29 protein-coding genes are annotated in these 23,799 nt (G+C 38.3%); 28 read left to right on the top strand and 1 reads right to left on the bottom strand.

The window, feature by feature from the left end:
• Nucleotides 1-463 precede the first annotated feature (463 nt).
• A complete protein-coding gene (locus BBS29_RS01995) occupies nucleotides 464-979 on the bottom strand; it encodes a DUF2529 family protein (protein ID WP_068128577.1) in 516 nt (171 codons plus the stop codon).
• 114 nt (nucleotides 980-1,093) lie between these two features.
• Between BBS29_RS01995 and fsa the strand changes: the two genes are divergently transcribed.
• The 28 genes from fsa to BBS29_RS08560 all read left to right on the top strand — a co-directional run bounded on the left by fsa (nucleotide 1,094) and on the right by BBS29_RS08560 (nucleotide 23,739).
• Nucleotides 1,094-1,735: a fructose-6-phosphate aldolase gene (fsa, locus tag BBS29_RS01990; RefSeq protein WP_068128575.1), complete on the top strand. Its 642-nt coding sequence runs from the start codon at nucleotides 1,094-1,096 to the stop codon at nucleotides 1,733-1,735.
• Nucleotides 1,736-1,761: 26 nt separating this feature from the next.
• Nucleotides 1,762-3,021, top strand: coding sequence for a UDP-N-acetylglucosamine 1-carboxyvinyltransferase (locus BBS29_RS01985; protein ID WP_068128573.1), 1,260 nt, complete (start codon nucleotides 1,762-1,764; stop codon nucleotides 3,019-3,021).
• A gap of 81 nt (nucleotides 3,022-3,102) precedes the next feature.
• A complete protein-coding gene (glpX, locus tag BBS29_RS01980) occupies nucleotides 3,103-4,071 on the top strand; it encodes a class II fructose-bisphosphatase (protein ID WP_040928312.1) in 969 nt (322 codons plus the stop codon).
• A 167-nt stretch (nucleotides 4,072-4,238) separates the two neighbouring features.
• Nucleotides 4,239-5,531, top strand: a complete 1,293-nt coding sequence (rho, locus tag BBS29_RS01975) for a transcription termination factor Rho (RefSeq protein WP_068128769.1) — start codon at nucleotides 4,239-4,241, stop codon at nucleotides 5,529-5,531.
• A 112-nt stretch (nucleotides 5,532-5,643) separates the two neighbouring features.
• Complete coding sequence (gene rpmE / locus BBS29_RS01970; RefSeq protein WP_040928311.1) at nucleotides 5,644-5,868, top strand: 50S ribosomal protein L31; 225 nt, start codon at nucleotides 5,644-5,646, stop codon at nucleotides 5,866-5,868.
• 118 nt (nucleotides 5,869-5,986) lie between these two features.
• Complete coding sequence (prfA, locus tag BBS29_RS01965) at nucleotides 5,987-7,066, top strand: peptide chain release factor 1 (protein ID WP_068128570.1); 1,080 nt, start codon at nucleotides 5,987-5,989, stop codon at nucleotides 7,064-7,066.
• Nucleotides 7,053-7,892 carry a peptide chain release factor N(5)-glutamine methyltransferase gene (prmC, locus tag BBS29_RS01960; protein WP_068128568.1) on the top strand — a complete coding sequence of 280 codons (840 nt, stop codon included), beginning with the start codon at nucleotides 7,053-7,055 and terminating at the stop codon, nucleotides 7,890-7,892. Before prfA ends, prmC begins: the two co-directional genes overlap by 14 nt.
• Nucleotides 7,892-8,947 (top strand): L-threonylcarbamoyladenylate synthase, encoded by a 1,056-nt coding sequence (locus BBS29_RS01955; protein WP_068128566.1) that lies wholly within the window; start codon nucleotides 7,892-7,894, stop codon nucleotides 8,945-8,947. The genes prmC and BBS29_RS01955 overlap by 1 nt, the downstream gene beginning before the upstream one ends.
• Nucleotides 8,948-8,951: 4 nt before the next feature.
• Nucleotides 8,952-9,350, top strand: a complete 399-nt coding sequence (locus BBS29_RS01950) for an arsenate reductase/protein-tyrosine-phosphatase family protein (RefSeq protein ID WP_068128564.1) — start codon at nucleotides 8,952-8,954, stop codon at nucleotides 9,348-9,350.
• A gap of 61 nt (nucleotides 9,351-9,411) precedes the next feature.
• Entirely contained in the window at nucleotides 9,412-9,840 is a 429-nt protein-coding gene (gene rpiB / locus BBS29_RS01945; RefSeq protein WP_068128563.1) for a ribose 5-phosphate isomerase B, read from the top strand.
• Entirely contained in the window at nucleotides 9,809-10,363 is a 555-nt protein-coding gene (locus BBS29_RS01940; protein ID WP_068128561.1) for a TIGR01440 family protein, read from the top strand. The genes rpiB and BBS29_RS01940 overlap by 32 nt, the downstream gene beginning before the upstream one ends.
• A gap of 41 nt (nucleotides 10,364-10,404) precedes the next feature.
• Entirely contained in the window at nucleotides 10,405-11,646 is a 1,242-nt protein-coding gene (gene glyA / locus BBS29_RS01935; RefSeq protein ID WP_040928304.1) for a serine hydroxymethyltransferase, read from the top strand.
• 11 nt (nucleotides 11,647-11,657) lie between these two features.
• Nucleotides 11,658-12,287 carry a uracil phosphoribosyltransferase gene (gene upp, locus BBS29_RS01930; protein ID WP_068128559.1) on the top strand — a complete coding sequence of 210 codons (630 nt, stop codon included), beginning with the start codon at nucleotides 11,658-11,660 and terminating at the stop codon, nucleotides 12,285-12,287.
• Nucleotides 12,288-12,301: 14 nt separating this feature from the next.
• Nucleotides 12,302-13,438, top strand: coding sequence for a non-hydrolyzing UDP-N-acetylglucosamine 2-epimerase (gene wecB, locus BBS29_RS01925; RefSeq protein WP_068128557.1), 1,137 nt, complete (start codon nucleotides 12,302-12,304; stop codon nucleotides 13,436-13,438).
• Nucleotides 13,439-13,550: 112 nt separating this feature from the next.
• Nucleotides 13,551-13,904 (top strand): ATP synthase subunit I, encoded by a 354-nt coding sequence (locus BBS29_RS01920; protein ID WP_068128555.1) that lies wholly within the window; start codon nucleotides 13,551-13,553, stop codon nucleotides 13,902-13,904.
• Nucleotides 13,905-13,917: 13 nt separating this feature from the next.
• The gene (atpB, locus tag BBS29_RS01915) at nucleotides 13,918-14,649 is read left to right on the top strand and encodes a F0F1 ATP synthase subunit A (protein ID WP_040928300.1); all 732 of its coding nucleotides are present in this window, start codon (nucleotides 13,918-13,920) and stop codon (nucleotides 14,647-14,649) included.
• A 47-nt stretch (nucleotides 14,650-14,696) separates the two neighbouring features.
• Nucleotides 14,697-14,912, top strand: a complete 216-nt coding sequence (atpE, locus tag BBS29_RS01910; protein ID WP_040928299.1) for a F0F1 ATP synthase subunit C — start codon at nucleotides 14,697-14,699, stop codon at nucleotides 14,910-14,912.
• Nucleotides 14,913-14,997: 85 nt separating this feature from the next.
• Nucleotides 14,998-15,516, top strand: coding sequence for a F0F1 ATP synthase subunit B (locus tag BBS29_RS01905; RefSeq protein ID WP_052327239.1), 519 nt, complete (start codon nucleotides 14,998-15,000; stop codon nucleotides 15,514-15,516).
• Complete coding sequence (gene atpH, locus BBS29_RS01900; protein ID WP_068128554.1) at nucleotides 15,516-16,055, top strand: ATP synthase F1 subunit delta; 540 nt, start codon at nucleotides 15,516-15,518, stop codon at nucleotides 16,053-16,055. Before BBS29_RS01905 ends, atpH begins: the two co-directional genes overlap by 1 nt.
• A 14-nt stretch (nucleotides 16,056-16,069) precedes the next feature.
• A complete protein-coding gene (atpA, locus tag BBS29_RS01895; protein WP_068128552.1) occupies nucleotides 16,070-17,578 on the top strand; it encodes a F0F1 ATP synthase subunit alpha in 1,509 nt (502 codons plus the stop codon).
• A gap of 35 nt (nucleotides 17,579-17,613) precedes the next feature.
• Nucleotides 17,614-18,486: an ATP synthase F1 subunit gamma gene (atpG, locus tag BBS29_RS01890; protein WP_040928296.1), complete on the top strand. Its 873-nt coding sequence runs from the start codon at nucleotides 17,614-17,616 to the stop codon at nucleotides 18,484-18,486.
• Nucleotides 18,487-18,507: 21 nt separating this feature from the next.
• On the top strand, nucleotides 18,508-19,926 hold the full coding sequence (atpD, locus tag BBS29_RS01885) for a F0F1 ATP synthase subunit beta (RefSeq protein WP_068128550.1): 1,419 nt from the start codon (nucleotides 18,508-18,510) through the stop codon (nucleotides 19,924-19,926).
• An 18-nt stretch (nucleotides 19,927-19,944) separates the two neighbouring features.
• Entirely contained in the window at nucleotides 19,945-20,352 is a 408-nt protein-coding gene (locus BBS29_RS01880; protein WP_068128549.1) for a F0F1 ATP synthase subunit epsilon, read from the top strand.
• Between the two features lie 47 nt (nucleotides 20,353-20,399).
• Nucleotides 20,400-20,630 (top strand): DUF1146 family protein, encoded by a 231-nt coding sequence (locus tag BBS29_RS01875; RefSeq protein ID WP_068128547.1) that lies wholly within the window; start codon nucleotides 20,400-20,402, stop codon nucleotides 20,628-20,630.
• 64 nt (nucleotides 20,631-20,694) lie between these two features.
• Entirely contained in the window at nucleotides 20,695-21,972 is a 1,278-nt protein-coding gene (gene murA / locus BBS29_RS01870) for a UDP-N-acetylglucosamine 1-carboxyvinyltransferase (RefSeq protein WP_068128545.1), read from the top strand.
• 14 nt (nucleotides 21,973-21,986) lie between these two features.
• On the top strand, nucleotides 21,987-22,172 hold the full coding sequence (locus tag BBS29_RS01865) for a DNA-directed RNA polymerase subunit beta (RefSeq protein ID WP_040928291.1): 186 nt from the start codon (nucleotides 21,987-21,989) through the stop codon (nucleotides 22,170-22,172).
• A 4-nt stretch (nucleotides 22,173-22,176) separates the two neighbouring features.
• A complete protein-coding gene (gene fabZ / locus BBS29_RS01860; RefSeq protein WP_040928290.1) occupies nucleotides 22,177-22,611 on the top strand; it encodes a 3-hydroxyacyl-ACP dehydratase FabZ in 435 nt (144 codons plus the stop codon).
• 480 nt (nucleotides 22,612-23,091) lie between these two features.
• A complete protein-coding gene (locus BBS29_RS08560) occupies nucleotides 23,092-23,739 on the top strand; it encodes a transglycosylase family protein (RefSeq protein WP_068128543.1) in 648 nt (215 codons plus the stop codon).
• Nucleotides 23,740-23,799: the final 60 nt, after the last annotated feature.

The raw sequence follows: 23,799 nt of genomic DNA, 5'->3' as shown, positions 1-23,799 counted from the left end.
TTTAACACAAAAGCGATTTGCGTGAAATAGTTTTTCATCTTTTAACACAAAAGCAATTTGCGTGAAATCAGTCCGGCATACGTTAACGCAAATGCTCTAATCGTTAAATTAATGGGGCACCCTTTAACGCAAAACGGATTTGCGTAAAATAGTTTTTTCATCTTTTAACACAAAAGCGATTTGCGTGAAATAGTTTTTCATCTTTTAACACAAAAGCGATTTGCGTGAAATCAGTCCGGCATACGTTAACGCAAATGCTCTAATCGTTAAATTAAGAGAGCGTGCTTTAACACAAAAGCGATTTGCGTGAAATAGTTTTTCATCTTTTAACACAAAAGCAATTTGCGTGAAATCAGTCCGGCATACGTTAACGCAAATGCTCTAATCGTTAAATTAAGAGAGCGTGCTTTAACACAAAAGCGATTTGCGTGAAATAGTTCCTTAAAAGCACAATGCGACTAACTTATTCATACTTCGGATTCGTCATTTCTTCGATGAGAATATATAAATGATAATAGATGAATAAAAACGCTGTGCCATATGGGTTTAACACACGATCAAAGTCCGGCATCGGTACGAGTTTTCGCTTCGAAGATAAATCGATGAAGTGATGCTTTTCTTCGAGTTCCGCTTTATTATCTTTATTTGTATTTGAAACTAAGACGTAGTCGATAAACTCGTCGTCGAGTTGATCGATGAATGCTTTTACTTCTTCTGTATATTCTTTTGTGATGATTAATAGACGGTCTGGTGTTGTGATATCTTCGATGGAATGGAACGGTTGAATCGATGGGATACGTTCGTCATTGTGTAAAAAATAATCTTCAAAAAATGTGGCTTCGTTAAATGTCTTTAATAATATGTTCCCTTCAGACATCGTTGCTTGAGCGAGTAATCGTGCAGCGATTTCTATTTCTTCTTCTTGATTTTCTATCGTGTTAAACACATTTGTCATTTGTGTATGTAGTATTTTATCCATAGTAACTCCTTTAGTTATATCGTTTAATATATCGTATCATGATGTATTCGTTGAAGAGAGAGAAATACTTATTTATAATGACAGTATATATGTGAAAAGGGGAACATAAAAGAGATGAAATATTTTATTGATACAGCGAATATGAATGAAATAGAAGAAATATATAAATGGGGCGTATTAAGTGGTGTAACGACAAATCCATCACTTGTCGCTAAAGAAAAAGATATATCGTTTCACGATCGTTTAGTTGAGATTTGTGAACTTGTCGATGGGCCTGTGAGCGGTGAAGTTATTTCACTAGAAGCTGAAGGTATGATTGAAGAAGGTCGCGAACTTGCTAAACTACATAAACATATCGTCGTTAAAATTCCGATGTGTGCTGAAGGTATGAAAGCTGTAAAAGTGTTATCTGAAGAAGGCATTAAAACGAACGTGACGTTAATTTTCAATACGGTACAAGCGTTAACAGCAGCGCGTGCTGGTGCGACGTATGTGTCACCGTTTATCGGTCGTTTAGACGACATCGGTTTAGACGGATTACAGCTAATTGAAGATATTCATGATATCTTTTTCATCCACGATATTAACACAGAAATTATCGCCGCTTCGATTCGTAACGAAGGACATGTACACGGTGCTGCATTAAGAGGTGCGGACATCGCAACGATTCCATTTAAAGTGCTTAAAAAGTTAACGGATCATCCTTTAACAGATAAAGGAATCGAGCAATTTTTACAAGACTGGAATAACCAGTAAACCGAAGACACACAGGAGTGGAAGACATGGAACAAGTCATTCAAATAAACGGGGGTCACACACTTTCTGGTGAAGTGTATGTGAGCGGTGCTAAAAACAGTGCCGTCGCACTCATTCCAGCTACATTAATGGCGAGTAGCGGTGAAGTGACGTTAAAAGGACTGCCGGATATTTCTGACGTGAAAACGTTAGTAAGTATACTAGAAGATTTAAATATAAAAACGAAGTTATCAAATCATACACTTACAGTCGATGCGGAAGATGCTGTTAACGTTCCACTAGCAGATGAAAAAGTAGAATTATTACGTGCATCATACTATATGATGGGCGCGATGCTTGGACGCTTTAAAAAAGTAGTCATTGGTCAACCAGGAGGATGCCATCTAGGCCCGAGACCAATCGATCAACATATCAAAGGGTTTGAAGCACTCGGAGCGACAGTTAAAAATGAGCACGGTGCACTGCACATCGAAGCAGAAGAACTCGTCGGTACAAAAATTTTCTTTGATATCGTGAGTGTCGGAGCGACGATTAACGTAATGCTCGCAGCGACGATGGCAAAAGGGCGTACAATTTTAGAAAACGTTGCGAGAGAACCAGAGATTATCGATGTGGCAACACTGTTAAATAAAATGGGCGCAAACATTCGCGGAGCTGGGACAGAGACGATTCGTATCGAAGGTGTTGGGCATTTAAATGGTGCGGCCCATACGATTATCCCGGACCGAATCGAAGCAGGATCATATATTTCACTCGCTGCCACAATTGGAGATGAAGTGAAAGTTAGAAACGTGATTCCAGAACATTTAGACGCGTTGTTTTCTAAACTAGAAGAAGCGGGTGTTGAACTTGAAATAGACGATGACGACGTCATCGTGAGACGTCCTAAAGCATATAAAGCTATAGAAATTAAAACTCAAGCATATCCAGGATTTGCGACAGATTTACAACAACCGATTACACCATTATTATTTTTAGCTGAAGATACGAGTAAAATTACTGAAACCATTTATCCAGCACGTTTTAGACATATCGACGAACTACGCCGTATGAATGCGCACGTTGAAAATAGAGGCGGTTCTGTCTTTATTCATCCTTCAAAATTAAATGGTGCAGACGTATATGCATCGGATTTACGTGCAGGATTTTGCTTAGTCGTTGCTGGTCTATTGGCAGAGGGGACGACGAGAATTCATAATGTTCACCATATCATGCGCGGGTATTCAAATATTATCAAAAAATTACAGCGACTAGGTGCACATATTGAATTGATAAATAGAGAGTAAAATTACTCTCTATTTTATTTTAAACTGTTTATAATGGTGTGTTATAATTATCTATGATAAAAACCGAGGGGGAAACTATAGATGGAACGTAGTTTATCAATGGAATTAGTAAGAGTCACAGAAGCCGCAGCACTTGAAAGTGCAAAATGGGTCGGTAAAGGGTTAAAAAACGAAGCGGATGACGCTGCAACGACAGCCATGCGCCACGTATTTGATACGATCCCAATGAACGGAACTGTTGTGATTGGTGAAGGCGAAATGGACGAAGCACCGATGTTATATATTGGTGAAGAGTTAGGAACAAAAGAAGGTCCAGATATTGATATCGCAGTAGACCCTCTCGAAGGTACGACAATCGTTGCTGAAGGTGGCTGGAATGCATTAACAGTTATTGCAATCGCAGACCGCGGTAATTTACTGCACGCACCAGACATGTACATGGACAAAATCGCAGTCGGTCCTGAAGCAAAAGGTCACGTCGATTTAGATGCGTCAGTAACAGAAAACGTTAAAGCAGTCGCAAAAGCAAAAAATAAATCAATCGAAGAAGTAACAGTTACATTACTTAAAAGAGATCGTAACCAACACATTATCGATGAAGTGCGTGAATTAGGTGCGCGTATAAAATTCGTTGAAAACGGAGACGTTGCAGCAGCAATTAACACTTGCTTTGACTACACTGGTGTCGATATTTTATTCGGTTCAGGTGGTGCACCAGAAGGTGTAATTGCAGCAGTTGGTATCAAAGCACTTGGCGGAGACTTCCAAGGACGTCTTATGCCTAAAGACGCTGAAGAAGAAGCACGTTGTAAATCGATGGGTGTCGATCCAAAAGAGAAGCTTCTATTAGAAGACTTAGTAAAAGGAGACGACGCAATCTTCGCTGCAACGGCAGTGACAGATGGTGAGTTAATGAAAGGTGTGCAGTTTAAAGGGGACTACGTAAATACGTCTAGCCTTGTCATGCGCGCTAAATCAGGAACAGTTCGTTTCATCGAAGGTAAACACTCAATGAAGAAAAAACCTAAAATGGTCGTTGAAGATAATTAATCGTTATATTTTTAAAGTCTAGGATATTTTATCTTAGACTTTTTTATTCGTTTTAATTTATGAGAATGTTACTGTATAATAATGACTGACTTAATAGGCAACAGTGAATTTTTAAATAGAAGAGAGTGTAACATATGTCAGGAGAAACTGAAAAAGTACATGAAGGCATGAAATATGAAACGTTTGACGCGTTATATAAAAATAATACGACGAAAGATTTAACAGCGAGAGCGAAAAGTTTAAACGTTCAAAACTATAGTAAATTAAACAAAAAAGAACTTGTTTTAGCAATATTAGAAGCTGAGATGGAACAAGATGGTAACTATTACATGGAAGGTATTTTAGATGATATCCAACCGGATGGTTACGGCTTTTTAAGAACGGTAAACTATTCTAAAGGTGAAAAAGACATCTACATTTCTGCGTCACAAATTCGTCGCTTCGAATTAAAAAAAGGTGACAAAGTTACTGGTAAAGTTAGAAAACCAAAAGACAAAGAAAATTATTACGGATTACTACAAGTCGACTTCGTAAACGATAATAACGCTGAAGAAATTAAAAAACGTCCTCACTTCCAAGCGTTAACTCCACTTTATCCTGATACAAAAATTACGTTAGAAACGAATTCAAAAGATTATTCGACGAGAATTATGGATTTAATTACGCCGATTGGATATGGACAGCGTGGTTTAATCGTCGCGCCACCTAAAGCAGGTAAAACATCGATGTTAAAAGAAATTGCGACTGCGATTACTAAAAATTCTCCAGATGCAAAGCTTTTTATTCTCTTAATTGGTGAACGTCCAGAAGAGGTTACGGATATCGAGCGCTCTGTAGAAGAAGCTGAAGTCGTGTACTCGACGTTTGACGAGCATCCACAACATCACGTTAAAGTTGCAGAACTATTACTTGAGCGTTGTAAGCGTCTCGTTGAAATGGGCGAGGACGTAATCGTATTAATGGACTCTATTACGCGACTTGCACGTGCGTATAACTTAGTCGTGCCGCCTTCAGGGCGTACGTTATCTGGTGGACTAGACCCTGCGTCACTATTTAAACCAAAAGCATTTTTTGGTGCAGCGAGAAATATTGAAGCGGGTGGAAGTTTAACGATATTAGCAACCGCACTTGTTGATACGGGTTCAAGAATGGATGATATGATCTACGAAGAGTTTAAAGGTACAGGTAACATGGAGTTACACTTAGATCGTAATTTAGCAGAACGTAGAATTTATCCGGCGATTGATATTAAACGTTCAAGCACGCGCCGTGAAGACTTATTATTAGAACAAAAAGAGCTTGAAGTTTTATGGCAACTTAGAAACTTATTTACAGATAAACATGACTTTACAGAGCGTTTTATTAAGACGATTAAAGAAACGAAATCAAACGAAGACTTCTTTGAAGTACTACGTAAAAAGATGATTGAATCTAGCAGAACTGGAAAACCGTTTATGTAAATTGTAGTGTTGATTTTTTGAAACCATCCGTGTATAATATTTTAAGTATTAGAAAAGGGAAAACCCGAAATAACTCTGTTCCAGATGGTTCAGGGCAAAGGAGATGTGTTTTATGAAACAAGATATTCATCCAGCATATCACAGAGTAAATGTTATCTGTGGTTCATGTGGTACTGAATTTGAAACAGGCTCAACTTTAGAAGAAGATATTAAAGTAGAAGTGTGCTCTAACTGTCACCCATTCTACACTGGACGTCAACGTTTCGCAGCTGCGGACGGACGCGTAGAGCGCTTCAACAAGAAATTTGGTTTCAAATCTCAAAACAACGAAGAGTAATCGATATAAGAGCTACACAGATACGTTCTGTGTAGCTTTTTTTGTACCGTAAATAACAAGGTAACGTACATAATTTATGATATAATTAACAAGAATCTAGAAGAAAAGGACGAAGGATATGTTTGATCAACTCGATATATTAGAAGATAGATACGAACAACTCAATGAACTGCTCAGTGATCCAGATGTAACTAGTAATCCGGATAAGTTAAGAGAGTATTCAAAAGAGCAAAGTGATTTATCAGAAAAAGTAGAAGTGTATAGAGAATATAAATCACATAAAGAAACGATTGCCGAGTCTAAAGAAATGTTAGAAGAGTCAGACGACCCGGAAATGAACGAATTACTAAAAGAAGAAATCAAAGAATCTGAAGCGTTACTTCCTGAGCTTGAAGAAAAACTTAAGTTTTTACTCATTCCAAAAGACCCGAACGACGACAAAAACGTTGTTATGGAAATTCGCGGGGCAGCAGGTGGAGACGAAGCACAAATTTTTGCTGGAGATTTATTCCGTATGTATTCACGCTATGCAGAAACGCAAGGTTGGAAAATCGATGTCGTCGACAAAAGTGCTTCTGACCAAGGTGGTTTTAAAGAAATCAGCTTCGTAATTAACGGTCACGGTGCGTATTCAAAACTAAAATTTGAAAACGGCGCACACCGTGTTCAACGCGTCCCTGAAACAGAATCAGGAGGTCGTATCCATACGTCAACAGCAACAGTTGCAGTTTTACCAGAAGTAGAAGAAGTTGAAGTAGAAATTCGTAACGAAGACTTAAAAATCGATACGTACCGCTCAAGTGGTGCAGGTGGTCAGCACGTTAACACGACAGACTCTGCCGTACGTATTACGCACTTACCGACAGGTTTAGTCGTAACGTCACAAGATGAAAAATCACAAATCAAAAACAGAGAAAGCGCAATGAAAGTTATGCGCTCTAGAATTTACGACATGATGCAACAAGAAGCACAAGATGAATACAGTGAAAAGCGTAAACTCGCAGTCGGGACTGGTGACCGTTCTGAACGTATTCGTACGTATAACTATCCGCAAAACCGTGTGACAGATCACCGAATCGGTTTAACAATTAATAAACTCGATCAAATTATCGATGGTAACTTAGATGAAGTACTAGACTCACTCATGATTGAAGACCAAAAATCTCGATTAGAAGAGTTAAACAATGCCGAGTTTTAATATTGCTCTAAAAGAAGCGAAAAAATTATTGTCTGCAGCACGTAAAGAAACGCGCGCTGCAGACATATTATTAGACGATTTATTTTCAATGGATACGCTCAGTCTAATTTTAAACGGTCATAATGAAATGACGGATGATGATTACAAGCGATATATGAACGGTGTACAACGACTGTTAAACGATGAACCTGTTCAATATATTACGAACAGACAATATTTTTACGGTAGAAATTTTTACGTGAACAACGATACGTTAATCCCAAGAAATGAAACAGAAGAGCTCGTCATGCACGTATTAAAAAACACCGACTCAGGCGTCGTTGCGGACATTGGGACGGGTACCGGAGCAATTGGTATTACACTCAAATTAGAACGTCCTGAATTAGACGTATACATATCTGATATTTCTAAAGATGCTTTAGAAGTCGCGAAGAAGAATAAAGAAAATCTTGAAGCCGACGTTAAAATTTTAAACGGTGATCTATTTGAACCGTTCATCGAACAGGGGATTAAAGTCGACATACTCGTATCAAATCCACCGTACATTAGTGAAGACGAACTTGAAAATATGTCATTATCTGTAAAGAAATATGAACCAAAGCTCGCGCTCTTCGCTGAAGAACAGGGTCTGTATTTTTATCGTAAAATGATAGAGTCGTTAGACGAAATCTTAAATGACGGTGGGAAAGCTTTTTTTGAAATTGGTTGGAAAGAAAAAAAGGACGTGCTTGCGCTTGTTGACACATATTGGCCGAACGCTAAGCGCGAAGTTATTCAAGATATAAATGGTAATGACCGCATTTTATATATAGAGTGGGTGAAGTAATGAATACAAAAGTATGGGAAATCACATCTGAAGACGTTAACGCACCACTTACAGAGGAAACGATTGAAAAGTTGGACGAAATCAAACTAGCATTTGAATACGGAGAAATCATCGCTATTCCAACAGAAACAGTATATGGTCTCGGTGCAAATGCAAAAGATCCAGAAGCGATTATTAAAATTTTCCAAGCGAAAAACCGGCCTGGAGATAATCCATTAATCGTCCATGTACATAGCTACGAGCAAGTTGAATCGTTCACGTCTTATATCGATGATAAAGTAAAAAAACTCATGGATACGTTTTGGCCTGGACCGATTTCTTTTATCTTACCTTTAAAAGATGGGGTTATCGCTTCAAATACAGTCGCTGAAATGGATAGTGTCGCAGTAAGAATGCCGTCTCATCCAGTTGCACGAAAGATTTTAGAGTACACAAATATACCTATCGCTGCACCGAGTGCGAATTTAAGCGGCAAACCATCTCCGACAGATGCAGAACACGTGATTCACGACTTAAACGGTAGAATATTTGGTGTAGTCGTATCTGAAAAATCTGAGATTGGACTAGAAAGTACAGTGTTAGACTGCACACAGTTTCCATATAAAGTCGCACGTCCAGGACACATATCAATCGAAGAGTTACAAGACGTATTAAAAGAAGAGATTTTAGAACATAAAGATACGATGGAACGACCGATTTCTCCTGGCATGAAGTACAAACACTACGCACCACGTCAGCCGATGAGTGTCGTTGAAGGTGGCATTAACTCGAACACGAGACTTCGTGTACCTGAAGGTATAAAAAAGAATAAAGTTGGAGTCATCGCGCCAGAAACTGTCCGCCAATATATCGACAAAGACATGCAGTTTACGAGTCTTTGTCGAGACGAAGAAAGTTACCGTGAAGCGGCTAAAAACTTATACGCCGCACTGAGACATATGGACGCGTCGGATGTTGAAATCATCTATATATACGGATTTAAGCAAAATAGTGAAACAGAAGCACTGATGAACCGTATTTATAAAGCGACAGGCAGTACGATTATTAAAGGGTGATTGCATGATTATATTTGTATGTACAGGTAATACGTGCCGAAGTCCACTTGCTGAAAGTTACGCTAAAACAGTGACGGACAGAGAAGTTGAGTCGAGAGGTTTGTTTGTTACGTCCAATCAAGTCAGTCCGTATAGTGAGGAGATTATCCAAAGAGAAAATTATTCACCTTCTACGCTACCAAAACAGTTGACTTATGAGGACACGCTCGACAATACGCTACTCGTCATGACAAAAAGTCATTATATACAAGTAAAAATGTTAAATGAGGATGCGGATGTTCATCTCTTAAGTGAGTATGCAGGTGAAAGTGGGGATGTCCTCGATCCATTTGGCGGTAATATGGATGATTACACACGTGTGTTTCATCAGATGAAACAGTATATCGATAAAATAAACTGGTAGTAACGAATGATTTTGAAACTGCATTTTAAGAATGTATAATAATATTTAGGAGATGATTTCAATGAAAGTGATTATCGGTTCAGACCACGGTGGATTCAACTTAAAGTCAGCCATCGTACAGCATTTAGAAGATAAAGGAATCGACGTTAAAGACGTTGGACCATTCGATACAGATTCTGTCGATTACCCAGATTATGCAAAACCGGTTGCTGAAGCTGTTCAAAATAGCGAATACGACCGCGGTATTTTAGTATGTGGAACAGGTATCGGAATGAATATCGCAGCGAATAAACATAAAGGTATTCGGGCAGCACTCGTTCACGACACGTTTTCTGCACACGCTACACGAGAGCACAACAATTCAAATATTTTATGTATGGGTGAACGTGTAATCGGAACTGGATTAGCGTTAGATATCGTTGATATTTGGTTAGAAACTGAATTTGAAGGTGGTAGACATGAGCGTAGAATTGAAAAAATTGAACAGTGAGCTTACAACGATCATTCAAGAGTTAGAAGACGCTGATTTTTTCTTTTCAAATGCCTCACTCGTCATCGGATGTTCAACATCTGAAGTACAAGGAGAACATATCGGTAAACATAGTTCGATGGAAGTTGCGGAAGTGATTTTCAAAGCATTCGAACCCGTCGTTGAACGATATGATATGGATGTGTTTTTCCAAGGGTGTGAACATATTAACCGTGCACTGACTACTACTAAAAAAGCAGTCGAAAGAAATCATTTACAATCACAAATTGTAACTGTCGTTCCTGACAGAAGTGCAGGTGGAAGTTTAAGTGAATATGCGTTTAATCATTTAAAGGATAGTGTCGTAGTCGAGCACGTCGATGTCGATTTAGGCATCGATATCGGGCAAACACTAATTGGTATGCATATTAAACACGTACAAGTTCCTGTTCGAGTGAATACGAAAACGCTCGGAGAAGCACAACTTACAATTGCGAAATCTCGTCCGAAATTAATCGGCGGGGAACGCGCGCATTATAACTAAATGAATTAATAAAATTTATATATTAAGGAGAGTTATCAAACATGTCTTACATTAAACAATCAGATGAAGCACTATACGAAGCGATTCAAAAGGAATTCGACCGTCAAAATGAAAATATTGAGCTAATCGCATCAGAAAACTTTGTATCAGAAGCGGTATTAGAAGCTCAAGGAAGCGTGTTAACGAACAAATACGCTGAAGGTTACCCAGGCAAACGTTACTACGGAGGATGTGAGTACGTAGACGTTGCTGAAGATCTAGCACGTGAACGTCTAAAAGAAATCTTCGGTGCAGAACACGCAAACGTACAACCACACTCTGGATCACAAGCGAACATGGCAGTGTACTTCTCGGTGTTAAACCCTGGAGATACGATTTTAGGTATGAACTTATCTGACGGTGGTCACTTAACGCACGGTGCACCGGTAAACTTTAGTGGTAAATTATTTAACATCGTAAGTTACGGTGTATCTAAAGAAGATGAAGCAATTGACTACGATGAGTTACGTGAAATTGCGATTAAAGAACAACCTAAACTTATCATCGCTGGTGGTAGTGCATACGCGTTACAAATCGACTTTAAAAAGTTCAGAGAAATCGCAGATGAAGTCGGTGCGTACTTAATGGTAGACATGGCTCACATTGCTGGTTTAGTTGCAGCTGGTCTACATCCAAACCCAGTTGAGTACGCAGACTTTGTAACTTCAACAACACATAAAACATTACGTGGACCACGTGGTGGAATTATTTTAACTAAAAAAGAACATGCGAGAAAGATCGATTCAAACATCTTCCCTGGTATTCAAGGTGGACCGTTAATGCACGTAATTGCAGCAAAAGCTGTTGCATTTAAAGAAGCATTACAACCTGAATTTAAAGCATACCAAGAGCAAGTAATTAAAAATGCAAAAGTACTTGCAGAAAAATTACAAGAGAACGGTTTAAGAATCGTTTCAGGACGTACTGAAAACCACTTAGTGTTAGTAGATACAAAAGTATTCGGCTTAACTGGTAAACAAGCAGAAGAAGCGTTAGATAAAGTTGGTATTACAACAAATAAAAATACTATCCCATTCGAAACAGAATCACCATTTGTAACGAGTGGTTTACGTATGGGAACACCTGCGATGACAACACGCGGATTTAAAGAAGCGGAAATGGAAGAAGTTGCAGACATTATCATTGAAACATTAACAAAAGAAAAGAACGGAGAAAGCTTAGACGGAATTCACGACAGAGTCGTTCAGTTAACTAGTAAATATCCGTTATATGACCACAAATAGGGAGAGAGACTATGACAAAAGTACGCGTAATGGATCATCCATTAATTCAGCATAAACTCGGATATATCCGAGACAAACACACGTCGACAAAAGAGTTTAGAGAACTCGTCGACGAAGTCGGAATGCTTATGGCATATGAGGTAACGAGAGAATTATCTCTAGAAGACGTTACTGTTGAAACGCCAATCGGTCCGACTACAGCAAAACGTTTAAGCGGTAAAAAGATTTGTCTCGTACCAATTTTACGTGCTGGTTTAGGAATGACTGAAGGAATCCATAAGCTTATTCCATCTGCGCGCGTTGGCCATATCGGTTTATACCGTGACCCAGAAACGCTTGAAGCGGTGGAATACTATGCAAAGTTTCCAAGTGATATTGAGGAAAGAGATATTTTAGTCATTGACCCGATGCTCGCTACAGGTGCAAGTGCTGTTGAAGCAATTACTGCGATTAAAAAACGTGGTGCAACTAAACTGACATTCATCTGTTTAATTGCGGCACCTGAAGGTGTAAAAGCTTTAGAAGAAGCACATCCAGATGTGGATATTTACATCGGTGCATTAGATGACTCACTCGATGAAAATAGTTATATCGTTCCAGGACTTGGAGACGCAGGAGACCGTCTATTCGGAACGAAATAATAAGGGGTAATCGTATGAAAAAGCGAATTATGGTCGTTTTTGGTACTCGACCAGAAGCGATTAAAATGGCTCCACTTGTGAATGCATTAAAAGAGTCAAAGCATCTAGAACCGGTTGTTGTCGTAACCGCACAACACCGCGAAATGTTAGATCAAGTACTCAATGCATTTAACATTACTCCAGACTATGACTTAAATGTGATGAGAGCAGAACAGACGCTCTCTCACATTACAAGTCAAGTATTAAAAGAGATGGAGTCGATTATACAAAAAGAAACTCCTAATATGGTTCTCGTCCACGGTGATACGACGACGACGTTTTCTGCTGCACTGGCAGCTTTTTATCAGAAAGTAAGTATCGGTCATGTCGAAGCAGGTTTACGTACGTATAATAAATTTGCGCCGTACCCTGAAGAGTTAAATCGACAATTGACGACGCGTTTGGCGGATTTGCATTTTGCACCGACTTTACGTGCAAAAGATAATTTACTTAAAGAACAAGTCGATGAAAGTACAATTTTTGTGACGGGTAATACAGTGATAGATGCTTTAAATACAACGGTAGATCCAAATTATAACAGTAAATTATTATCTCAATATAAAGATAAGAGAGTAATTCTACTTACAGCACATCGTAGAGAAAACTTAGGCGAGCCGATGATTCAAATATTTAAAGCGATGAAACATATTGCTGATACACACCGCGACGTTGTGATTGTATACCCTGTTCATAAAAATCCGAAAATACGCGAACTTGCACAACGATATTTAACACACGACCGTATCGAGTTAATTGAACCGTTAGATGTAATGGATTTTCATAACTTTGCTGCGGCAAGTGAAATTATTCTCACAGATTCTGGCGGCATACAAGAAGAAGCACCATCGCTAAATAAACCTGTACTCGTTTTAAGAGATGTCACAGAACGCCCAGAGGGTGTAGAGAGTGGTGTGCTTAAAATTGTTGGGACAGATTTTGAGAAAATCGTCACTGAAACAAATAGACTACTAAATAACCGGGAAATTTATAATGAAATGACTCAGTTAAAAAATCCATATGGAGATGGACAAGCGAGTCATCGAATCGTCGATATTATTTCACATTATTATGGTTTTATATCAGAAAAACCATTAGATTTTATGAACTCATAATATGTTATTAAAATAACAATAAATGCGTTGACACTTAGGCATGTAATAGGTACACTTTATAAGTGTGCAAACAATACATATATGCCTAAATCACACTTGAGGAAAATGTAAAATGACACTTTTTAAAGAATTTATGAACTTTTTTGCGAAGGCTTTTATTATCATCTTTGTCATAGAGTTCTTGTCATTATTCTTTTTTGATCGAATAATTGTCCAAAGTTTAGTCGTTGGAACAATTATCTCTGTATTTATGGCATTAAGTTGGTATTCCAACTACTATAAAGCATTGCACAGTCAGCAACGAATGACTACAACAGGAACTGTTACGCGTGTAATACTCGTATTATTAGCGTGCATTATCTGGTATAAATTTCAGGCTGAATTAAATATTATTGCGATTACTGTCGGTTTAATGTCGACTTACGTAATTATATTTGTGAATGCATTAAGACATTTTAGAAAATGAAAGAGGTGAAGAAATGGATCACGGAACTCCGACTTATGAAGTGAACATCGGTGGCATTCCAATCGTTTTTGATTTAGCAACATGCTTTATGATTGTTGTCACGTGTTTAGTCGTGTTTTTCTTAATGTTTTTCCTTACAAGAAACTTAGCGATTAAGCCAACAGGTAAACCTCAACTTTTTGTTGAGTGGCTAATGAACTTTGTTAAGGGCATTATTTCAAGTAACATTGCTTGGCGTGAAGGTGCACGCTTTCACTTCTTTGCGCTTACATTAATTTCATTTATTTTCATGGCAAACTTTATCGGTATACCATTTACCTTTGTTTCGCCGGAGAATAACCTTTGGTGGAAATCACCAACAGCAGATCCAACTGTTACGTTAACACTTGCAGGTCTTATGATTGTCTTAACGCACTACTATGGTGTGAAGATGAAAGGTATCAAAGAATATGCTAAAGACTACGCACGTCCAGTTTGGTTCTTAGTACCAATTAAAATTCTTGAGGAATTTACGTATAACTTAACACTTGGTTTACGTTTATACGGGAACATTTACGCCGGAGAAATCCTATTAACATTACTACTTGGTCTCGTAACGACTGGTGGAGTTTTAGGATTCGTTGGTGGTATCGTACCGATGATGGTATGGCAAGGATTTAAAACATTTATAGGTGCTTTACAAGCATTTATTTTCATCATGTTATCAATGGTATATCTCGCACATAAAATGCAAGATGACCATTAATATAAAAAATAAAAAATAAACAAACATAATTTAGGAGGAAGTTTTTTATGGCTTTATTAGCAGCAGGTATCGCAGCTGGTCTTGCAGGACTTGGCGGTGCGTTAGGAATTGGTTTAGTTGTTTCAAAAACAGTTGAAGGTGTTGCGCGTCAACCAGAATCTCGTAGTTCATTAATGACAATCATGTTCATCGGTGTTGGGGTAGTTGAGGCGACTCCAATTATCGCGATTGTAATTGCATTCTTATTAATGTTCGCACTATAGATAATTAGAGGCGAAGTCTGTCTAGATTTCGCCGTTTCTTTTGTAACCTTAAGTATTGTGAACTTTCTTGAAAGGAGTGTACATAGTGGAACTATTAATATTAGGCGCTGCACCGTCGTCAATCCCAACGGCTTTTGGTACAGGTCTCGTTTTACTCGGGAGCTTCTTAGTACTACTTTTTGCTCTTTCATATTTCGTATGGGAACCAGTTAAAAAAGTAATGGACGACCGTGAAAAGTTAATTCACGACGACATCGAGAGCGCTGAAATTGCAAAACGAGAAGCAGAAGCGCTTCGTAAAAAGAACGAGGAAATTTTATCTCAAACTCAAGCTGAAGTTAGTGAAATGTTTGAAAAATCTCGTGAAGAAGCGAAAGTACAACAGCAGTCAATTATTGACGAAGCAACAATAAATGCGAAAAGACTTATGTCTGATGCACAAAAAGATATCGAGCAAGAAAAAGAAAAAGCAGTACGTGAAATCAACGACCAAGTCGCTGAATTATCTGTTTTAATTGCTCAAAAAGTGATTGAAAAAGAATTGTCTCCACAAGATCAAAAAGATCTCATTGACAAGTACCTACAGGAAGCAGGGGATAGATAATGAGTTTAGCTAAACAGTATGCAAATGCCCTGTTTGACGTAGTAATTAAACATGACCAACTTGAAGAAGCACGCTTAGATTTAAACGAAGTATCTAAAGTGGTTTCAACAGTTGATGATATTAACGAGTTTTTAATCAACCCGAAAATATCTAAAGAAACAAAATTAACGACGATTCGTGACAGCTTCAAAGGAACGAATGAGTATGTATTTAATATGTTACTCGTACTCACTGAGAAGAAACAATTTTCAATTGTGTCACGTATTCACGAAGAATTTACACATCTGTACAATGAACATTACAATCAAGCGAAAGTTATCGTGGAATCTGTTTACGAATTAGAAGATGAACAAGTAGCTAAAATTGAAGAAATCTTCAAAGCGAAAACAGGTTATGACAAATTACTGATTGAAAACAAAATAAACGAATCTTTAATCGGTGGATTTAGAGTACTCATTGGTTCTAAAGTTTATGATGAATCAGTTGTACTTCAATTAAGAAAAATTAAAGACCGTTTTAAAACAACGAAAAATATTTAAGGAGTGAAATTTCTATGGCAATCAAGGCTGAAGAAATTAGTGCTCTTCTCAGAAGTCAAATAGAAAACTATGAAGCTGACATGGAAGTCTCAGATGTCGGTACAGTTACTGAAGTCGGTGACGGTATCGCAGTTGCTCATGGTTTAAACGATGCGATGGCAGGAGAGTTACTTGAGTTCTCTAACGGTGTGTTAGGATTAGCTCAAAACCTTGAAGAAGACGAAGTTGGTATCGTTATTCTTGGACCATATTATGATATTAAAGAAGGCGACGAAGTTAAACGTACTGGGAAAATCATGGAAGTACCAGTAGGTGAAGAACTTATCGGTCGTGTTGTAAACCCACTTGGACAACCAATCGACGGTAAAGGTCCAATTAGTACAACAAAAACTCGTCCTGTAGAAAGTCCAGCTACAGGAGTTATGGATCGTAAATCAGTATTCGAACCATTACAAACAGGAATTAAAGCGATTGACGCTTTAGTACCAATCGGACGTGGTCAACGTGAGTTAATTATCGGGGACCGTCAAACTGGTAAAACGACACTTGCAATCGACACGATTTTAAACCAAAAGAACGAAGATATGATTTGTATCTACGTAGCAATCGGTCAAAAAGAATCTACAGTACGTTCTACAGTTGAAACATTCCGTAAGCACGGTGCTTTAGACTACACAATCGTAGTAAGTGCAGGTGCATCTGACCCAGCTCCATTACTATACATTGCGCCATACGCGGGTGTATCTATGGGTGAGGAGTTTATGTTCAACGGAAAACACGTATTAATCGTATACGATGACTTAACAAAACAAGCACAAGCTTACCGTGAAATGTCATTACTATTACGTCGTCCACCAGGCCGTGAAGCATTCCCAGGGGACGTATTCTACCTACACAGTCGTTTACTTGAGCGTGCAGCGAAATTAAATGACGATTTAGGTGGCGGTTCGATTACTGCGTTACCATTCGTTGAAACGCAAGCAGGAGACATCTCTGCATTCGTACCGACAAACGTAATCTCGATTACAGACGGTCAGATCTTCTTACAGTCTGACTTATTCTTCTCAGGTGTGCGTCCAGCGATCAACGCGGGTCTTTCAGTATCTCGTGTAGGTGGTTCAGCACAAATTAAAGCGATGAAGAAAGTTGCGGGTACACTTCGTTTAGACTTAGCTGCTTACCGTGAGTTAGAAGCATTCGCTCAGTTCGGTTCTGATTTAGATAAGGCAACAGCTGCTAAATTAGAGCGTGGTAAACGTACAGTTGAAGTACTTAAACAAGGTGAAAACCAACCACTACCTGTCGAAGAGCAAGTAGTAATTCTTTACGCATTAGTAAACGGTTATTTAGATGATGTTGCAGTACAAGACATTACAAGATTCGAAAGTGAATTCTTAGAGTGGCTAAGTGCAAACAACAAAGAATTATTAAACGGTATCCGTGAAACATCAGAGCTTCCAGATCACGAAGCATTCGATGCAGCAATTAACGGATTCAAAAAGTTATTTAACAGCAGTAAATAATAAATAACACTATTTATATAAAGGATGGTGAAATCATGGCTTCATTAAGGGAGATAAAAGGTCGTATTAACTCAACTGAAAAGATGAGTCAGTTAACGAGTGCGATGAACATGGTCGCGAACTCAAAACTCGGTCGTTCAGAACAAAACACTAAAAACTTCCGTCCGTATATGGACCGAATGGAAGAAACAATCCAAGCAATTGGAGCAGGTGGAAATAACGTTCACCCGATGTTAACTGCACGTCCTGTTAAGCGTGTTGGCTATATCGTAATCTCAAGTGATACAGGTAAAGCAGGTCCATACAACGCAAACGTTATTAAAGCAATAACAACTGAAATCAATGAACGCCATAACGGTAACCAAGACGAAATTTCACTTATGGTTCTCGGTAAAATGGGATACGACGTACTTAGATTACGTGGCTATAAGATAGATGACTACCGTCTAGGGTTACCAGATCAGCCATCATTTTCGGATGTGAAAAAAATAGCGGCGGCAGCAATTCGTCAATATGAAGATGAAGAAATCGATGAGCTTCATATTATCTATAACGAATTCATCTCTATCCTCGAGCAAAAAGTAACTGTAAGACAGTTACTTCCAATGTCAGAAGACGATTTAGAAACGAAAAATGAGTACACTCATCTCGCTTCTTATGAATTCGAACCAGATAAAGAAACGATTTTAAAAGAATTATTACCACAATACGCTGAAGCTATTATTTACGGTGCTTTACTTGAAGCAAAAACAAGTGAGCATGCTGCTCGTATGACAGCGATGAAAGCTGCTACGGACAACGCAAACGAATTGATTGGTGAGTTAACATTGTCTTACAACAGACTAAGACAAGCAGCGATTACACAAGAAATTACAGAAATTGTAAGTGGTGCACAAGCACAAGAATAATAATTTATAGGAGGAACTCAAATGGCTTTAGGACACGTGGTCCAAGTTATGGGACCTGTTGTAGATGTGCGTTTTGAAGAAGGTCAATTACCTGAGTTAATGAACGCACTTACAATAGATCATAAAGGTGAAACTGAAGAAGATTCAATTGCACTTACGTTAGAAGTTGCGCTTCACCGTGGAGACAACACAGTAAGAACAATTGCGATGAGTTCTACAGATGGTATTCAGCGTGGTATGGAAGTAGTAAACACTGGTCAACCTATTTCAGTACCTGTAGGTAATGCCACTTTAGGACGTGTATTCAACGTTTTAGGTGAAACGATTGACCTAAAAGGTCAAATTCCTGAATCTGAACTCAGAAACCCGATTCACCGAGACGCTCCAGAATTTGAGGATCTGTCAGTAGCGACAGAGATTTTAGAAACTGGTATTAAAGTAGTAGACTTATTAGCACCTTACACTAAAGGTGGTAAAATCGGGTTATTCGGTGGTGCCGGAGTAGGTAAAACTGTATTAATCCAAGAATTAATTCATAACATCGCTCAAGAGCACGGTGGTATTTCGGTATTCGCTGGTGTTGGTGAGCGTACGCGTGAAGGAAACGACTTATACTTTGAAATGTCTGACTCAGGCGTTATCGATAAAACAGCGATGGTATTCGGACAAATGAACGAGCCACCTGGTGCACGTATGCGTGTAGCATTAACAGGATTAACGATGGCTGAATACTTCCGTGATGTGGAAGGTCAAGACGTATTACTATTCATCGACAACATCTTCCGTTTCACACAAGCAGGTTCAGAGGTATCAGCACTTCTTGGACGTATTCCATCTGCCGTTGGTTACCAACCGACACTTTCAACTGAGATGGGTCAGCTTCAAGAACGTATTACATCAACGAACAAAGGATCAGTAACGTCAATTCAAGCGGTATTCGTACCGGCCGATGACTACACTGACCCAGCGCCAGCTCAAACGTTCGCACACTTAGACGCGACGACAAACTTAGAGCGTAAAATTTCAGAGATGGGTATTTACCCAGCGGTAGACCCACTTGCATCAACGTCACGTGCGTTATCTCCAGCAGTTGTTGGTGAAGAGCACTACAACGTTGCACGTGAAGTTCAAGCAACTTTACAAAAATATAGTGAATTACAAGACATCATTGCAATCTTAGGTATGGATGAGTTATCAGAAGAAGATAAGGAAGTCGTAGCACGTGCACGTCGTATCCAGTTCTTCTTAAGTCAAAACTTCCACGTTGCAGAACAATTCACAGGTCAAAAAGGTTCGTACGTACCAGTTGAACAAACTGTTGAAGACTTCAAAGCAATCTTAGCAGGTAAATACGACCACGTACCAGAAGACGCGTTCAGACTTGTTGGTGATATGACACAAGTTCTTGAAAAAGCGCGTGAGATGGGTGCAGAAGTTTAATAACAGGAGGTTAGTTATATGAGTACAATTGCATTAGATGTAGTTACTCCTAACGGTTCTGTTTTTACTGATGATAACTGCGAAATTGTCATCTTGGAATCAACGCAAGGTGAACTTGGGGTCATGGCAGGTCACGTCCCAACAGTGACACCTTTAAAGATTGGTAGTGTAAAAGCAAAAATCGATGGTCAATTCGAATATTTAGCAATTACTGATGGATTTGCAGAAATCCGTGGCGACAAAGTTACAGTATTAACTCAAGCTGCAGAATTCGCGGATGATATCGATACTGATCGTGCACTAGCTGCACGTAAGAGAGCAGAAGAGCTTCTAAAACGTGCGCATGAAGAAGAAATCGATGAAGTGCGTGCAGAACTTGCATTCCAAAGAGCAATTAACCGTTTGAATATTGCACAATTTAAATAAACAAAAAGTCTAAGGGAAACCTTAGACTTTTTTTAAGGGGTTTTTAAATGTTTTTATCTCAAATCGCATTGATGAAAATTATATTACATATCGCATGTTCTATTTTTGCATTTTATATTTTAGACTGTTTAAAAGTAGATATGATCTTTAAAAAAGGTCATACTGCTAAAATAAGAATGTTTTACATATTGCTCGCGATTCTTCTAGGGACGAGTATGTCGAATTTTATCATTGATATTTTTGTAGAAACACAAAACCTACAACTACTATTTAGCTAAATACTTTACACTATAAATAGAAGTCTATAGAATTAAATTAATGAGAAATATGTGGAGTGAGAATATGGATAGAATTATTGTTAAGGGTGGACGAAAGCTCGCTGGAAGTGTAAAAATAGAAGGCGCTAAAAACGCAGTTCTGCCTATTTTAGCTGCGTCTCTCTTAGCATCAGAAGGAGAATCGGTAATTACTAATGTTCCAAAATTATCAGATTGTAAAACATTAGTTGAACTACTTCGTATTTTAAATGCAGATGTTAAAATCGAAAGAGATAAAGTATACGTAGACGCAAGTTCAGATTTATCGGTATCAGCACCTTATGAATTAGTGAGCAAAATGAGAGCTTCTATGCTCGTTATGGGACCACTACTTGGTCGTTACGGTAAATGTGAAGTTGCGATGCCCGGCGGCTGTGCAATTGGTAGTAGACCAATTGAACAACATTTAAAAGGTTTTGAAAAAATGGGTGCCACGTTTACAACGTTAGATGGTTTCATTGAAGGTAGAGTAGATGGACGTCTTAAAGGTGCTAAAATACATCTAGATTTTCCAAGTGTCGGTGCCACACAAAACTTAATGATGGGTGCAGCACTTGCCGATGGTGTCACTCATATTGAAAATGCTGCAATGGAACCAGAGATTGTCGATTTACAAAACTATATTAACCGTATGGGTGGTAAAGTAACTGGAGCAGGAACTGGACATATTAAAATTACAGGTGTCGATCAGTTATACGGCACAAAGCATCAAGTCATTCCTGACCGTATTGAAGCAGGCACATTTATGATTGCTGCAGCGATAACGAGAAGTGATATTTTAATTCAAAATATCGTCATTGAGCACTTAAGTGCAGTCGTATCTAAATTAGAAGAAATTGGTGTTCAAATTATTGAAGATGGGGATAATGTCCGTGTAAATGCATCGGAACCGTTAAAGCCAACAGACATTAAAACATTACCACATCCCGGATTCCCGACAGATATGCAAAGTCAGATGATGGCATTACTATTAACGATTGAAGGTACGAGTATCGTTACTGAAACTATTTTTGAAAATCGCTTCATGCACGTCAGAGAATTTAATACGATGAATGCAGATATTTCACTGCAAGATAATCATGCTGTAATCCACGGTGGTAAAGAACTTCATGGTGCTCGTGTAAAAGCGACAGATCTACGTGCAGCGGCTGCTCTTATATTAGCAGGACTTGTTGCTGAAGGAGAAACGACGGTTACAGAGCTTCGTCATTTAGACAGAGGATATGTAGATTTTCATAAAAAATTAAAAGCTCTCGGGGCAGATATCGAGCGCGTTACAGAAGCTGAACTCGAACACGTTTAATTTAGAGGTGAGTTATGAAAGAGACATCTAAAATTGTACATCGAAAAATTCCGATGATTGTACGTATACTACTCTATTTATACATCGCAATTTTACTCGTCGTCATCGGTCTAATGATTGGATATGGCATATTAGGGAACCCGTTTGAAGTGTTTAGAATTGAAACGTGGCAGCATATAAAAGATCTAATGAGAGGATAAAGATATGTTAACTTATGACCAAATTAAAGCGATTATTCCGCATCGCCCACCATTTTTATTAATCGATCGTATCGTTGAAATTACCCCAGGTGAAAAATGTGTCGGTATTAAACAAGTGTCTGGAAACGAACCATTCTTCCAAGGACACTTCCCTGAATACGCAGTGATGCCTGGAGTGTTAATCGTAGAAGCACTCGCACAAACTGGTGCAGTTGCTTTATTACAAGAAGAACAATTTAAAGGGAAACTTGCATTTTTTGCAGGTATCGATAAGTGTCGCTTTAAACACCAAGTGACACCTGGAGATACTTTAGAATTAACAGTAGAAATTACACGTGTTAAAGGGCCGATTGGTAAAGGTAAAGCTGTTGCCAAAGTCGGAGACAAAGTAGCATGTCAATGTGAAATTACATTTGCAATCGGAGATCCAGCTGAGTAAAGCTGGATCTTTTTTTATACTAACTTTGATGAAAAAACGACGTATTTTAAAAAACTGTACGAAATTAAGACTTAAAATTTAAAAATTACAGAGGATCACTCTATAAATTTAAAAAATTGAGATTTGTTGAAAATAATATTTGGTTGTATATTGTGTTTAAGAAAGGAGACACATACATTTCTAGTTCAAATATGAATGGACTAATTCTCTCAAACTTGTCTGATAAAGCTGTAAACTAAATTTTTTAAGATTCTTTTCATACTCACACACACTCACTCGCCTTAAGATTTCTACGCTGCGTAAGAGAAATCTTAAGGCGTTTTTTATGTTATCTGACAACGTTAATGATAGACATCTGATTGTAATGTTTTTGTAAAAATAAAGTAAAAGCTTTATATAGCTGTAACCTATGAAATGCTTTAATTTGTTAGTATTGTATCTAGTTGAAAAAAGAGACAATATTTTGGGGGCATATATATAATGAAACGTACAATTTTTGCATTAGGATCAGTTGCGATATTAGCGAGTGGTATGGGACTTTCAACGCATGCTAAGGCAGATGAACCAACTGCAAAATCAAACGAAATAATTGCTGAAATCGCACAAGAATATAAATCATCAGTTCAATCATTTACAGCTGAGAAAAAAGTAGAAAAAGAAATTGCACTTAAAGAAGAACTAAAAGCAAGCGAATTAAAAGCTGAGAAAAAAGCTAAGAAGAAAGCTAAAGACAAAGCAAAAGAAGAAAAAAGCGTTGAAGTAGCATATGAAGATACTAAAACGAATGAAACAAACTATAACAACGAACAAGAAGAGACATATGAAGAAACATATGATGATACATATGACAATTCTAACGCGCATGCATCAGCACCAGTTCAACAAGCGTCTAACGATGGTTTAAACTGGGCAGGACTTGCAGCGTGTGAATCTGGTGGAAATCCAAACATTGTAGATGCATCAGGAACATATCACGGCCTATATCAATTTGACGCTGGTACATGGCAAGCAATGGGTGGAACAGGTGTTGCATCACAAGCTTCTGCTGAAGAACAAACGATGCGTGCACAAATGTTATACGCTCAACGTGGTGCACAACCTTGGCCAACATGTGGTGCTTACTTATAATTACTTGACCGATTAAGATTATTCTTAATCGGTTTTTTATTTTAAATAAAAACGCTATCA

It is taken from the genome of Nosocomiicoccus ampullae, from assembly GCF_001696685.1.
GTDB classification, from domain to species: domain Bacteria; phylum Bacillota; class Bacilli; order Staphylococcales; family Salinicoccaceae; genus Nosocomiicoccus; species Nosocomiicoccus ampullae_A.
The sequence above is the reverse complement of the archived record's forward strand: the minus strand, read 5'-3'. Positions and strand labels throughout refer to the sequence as shown.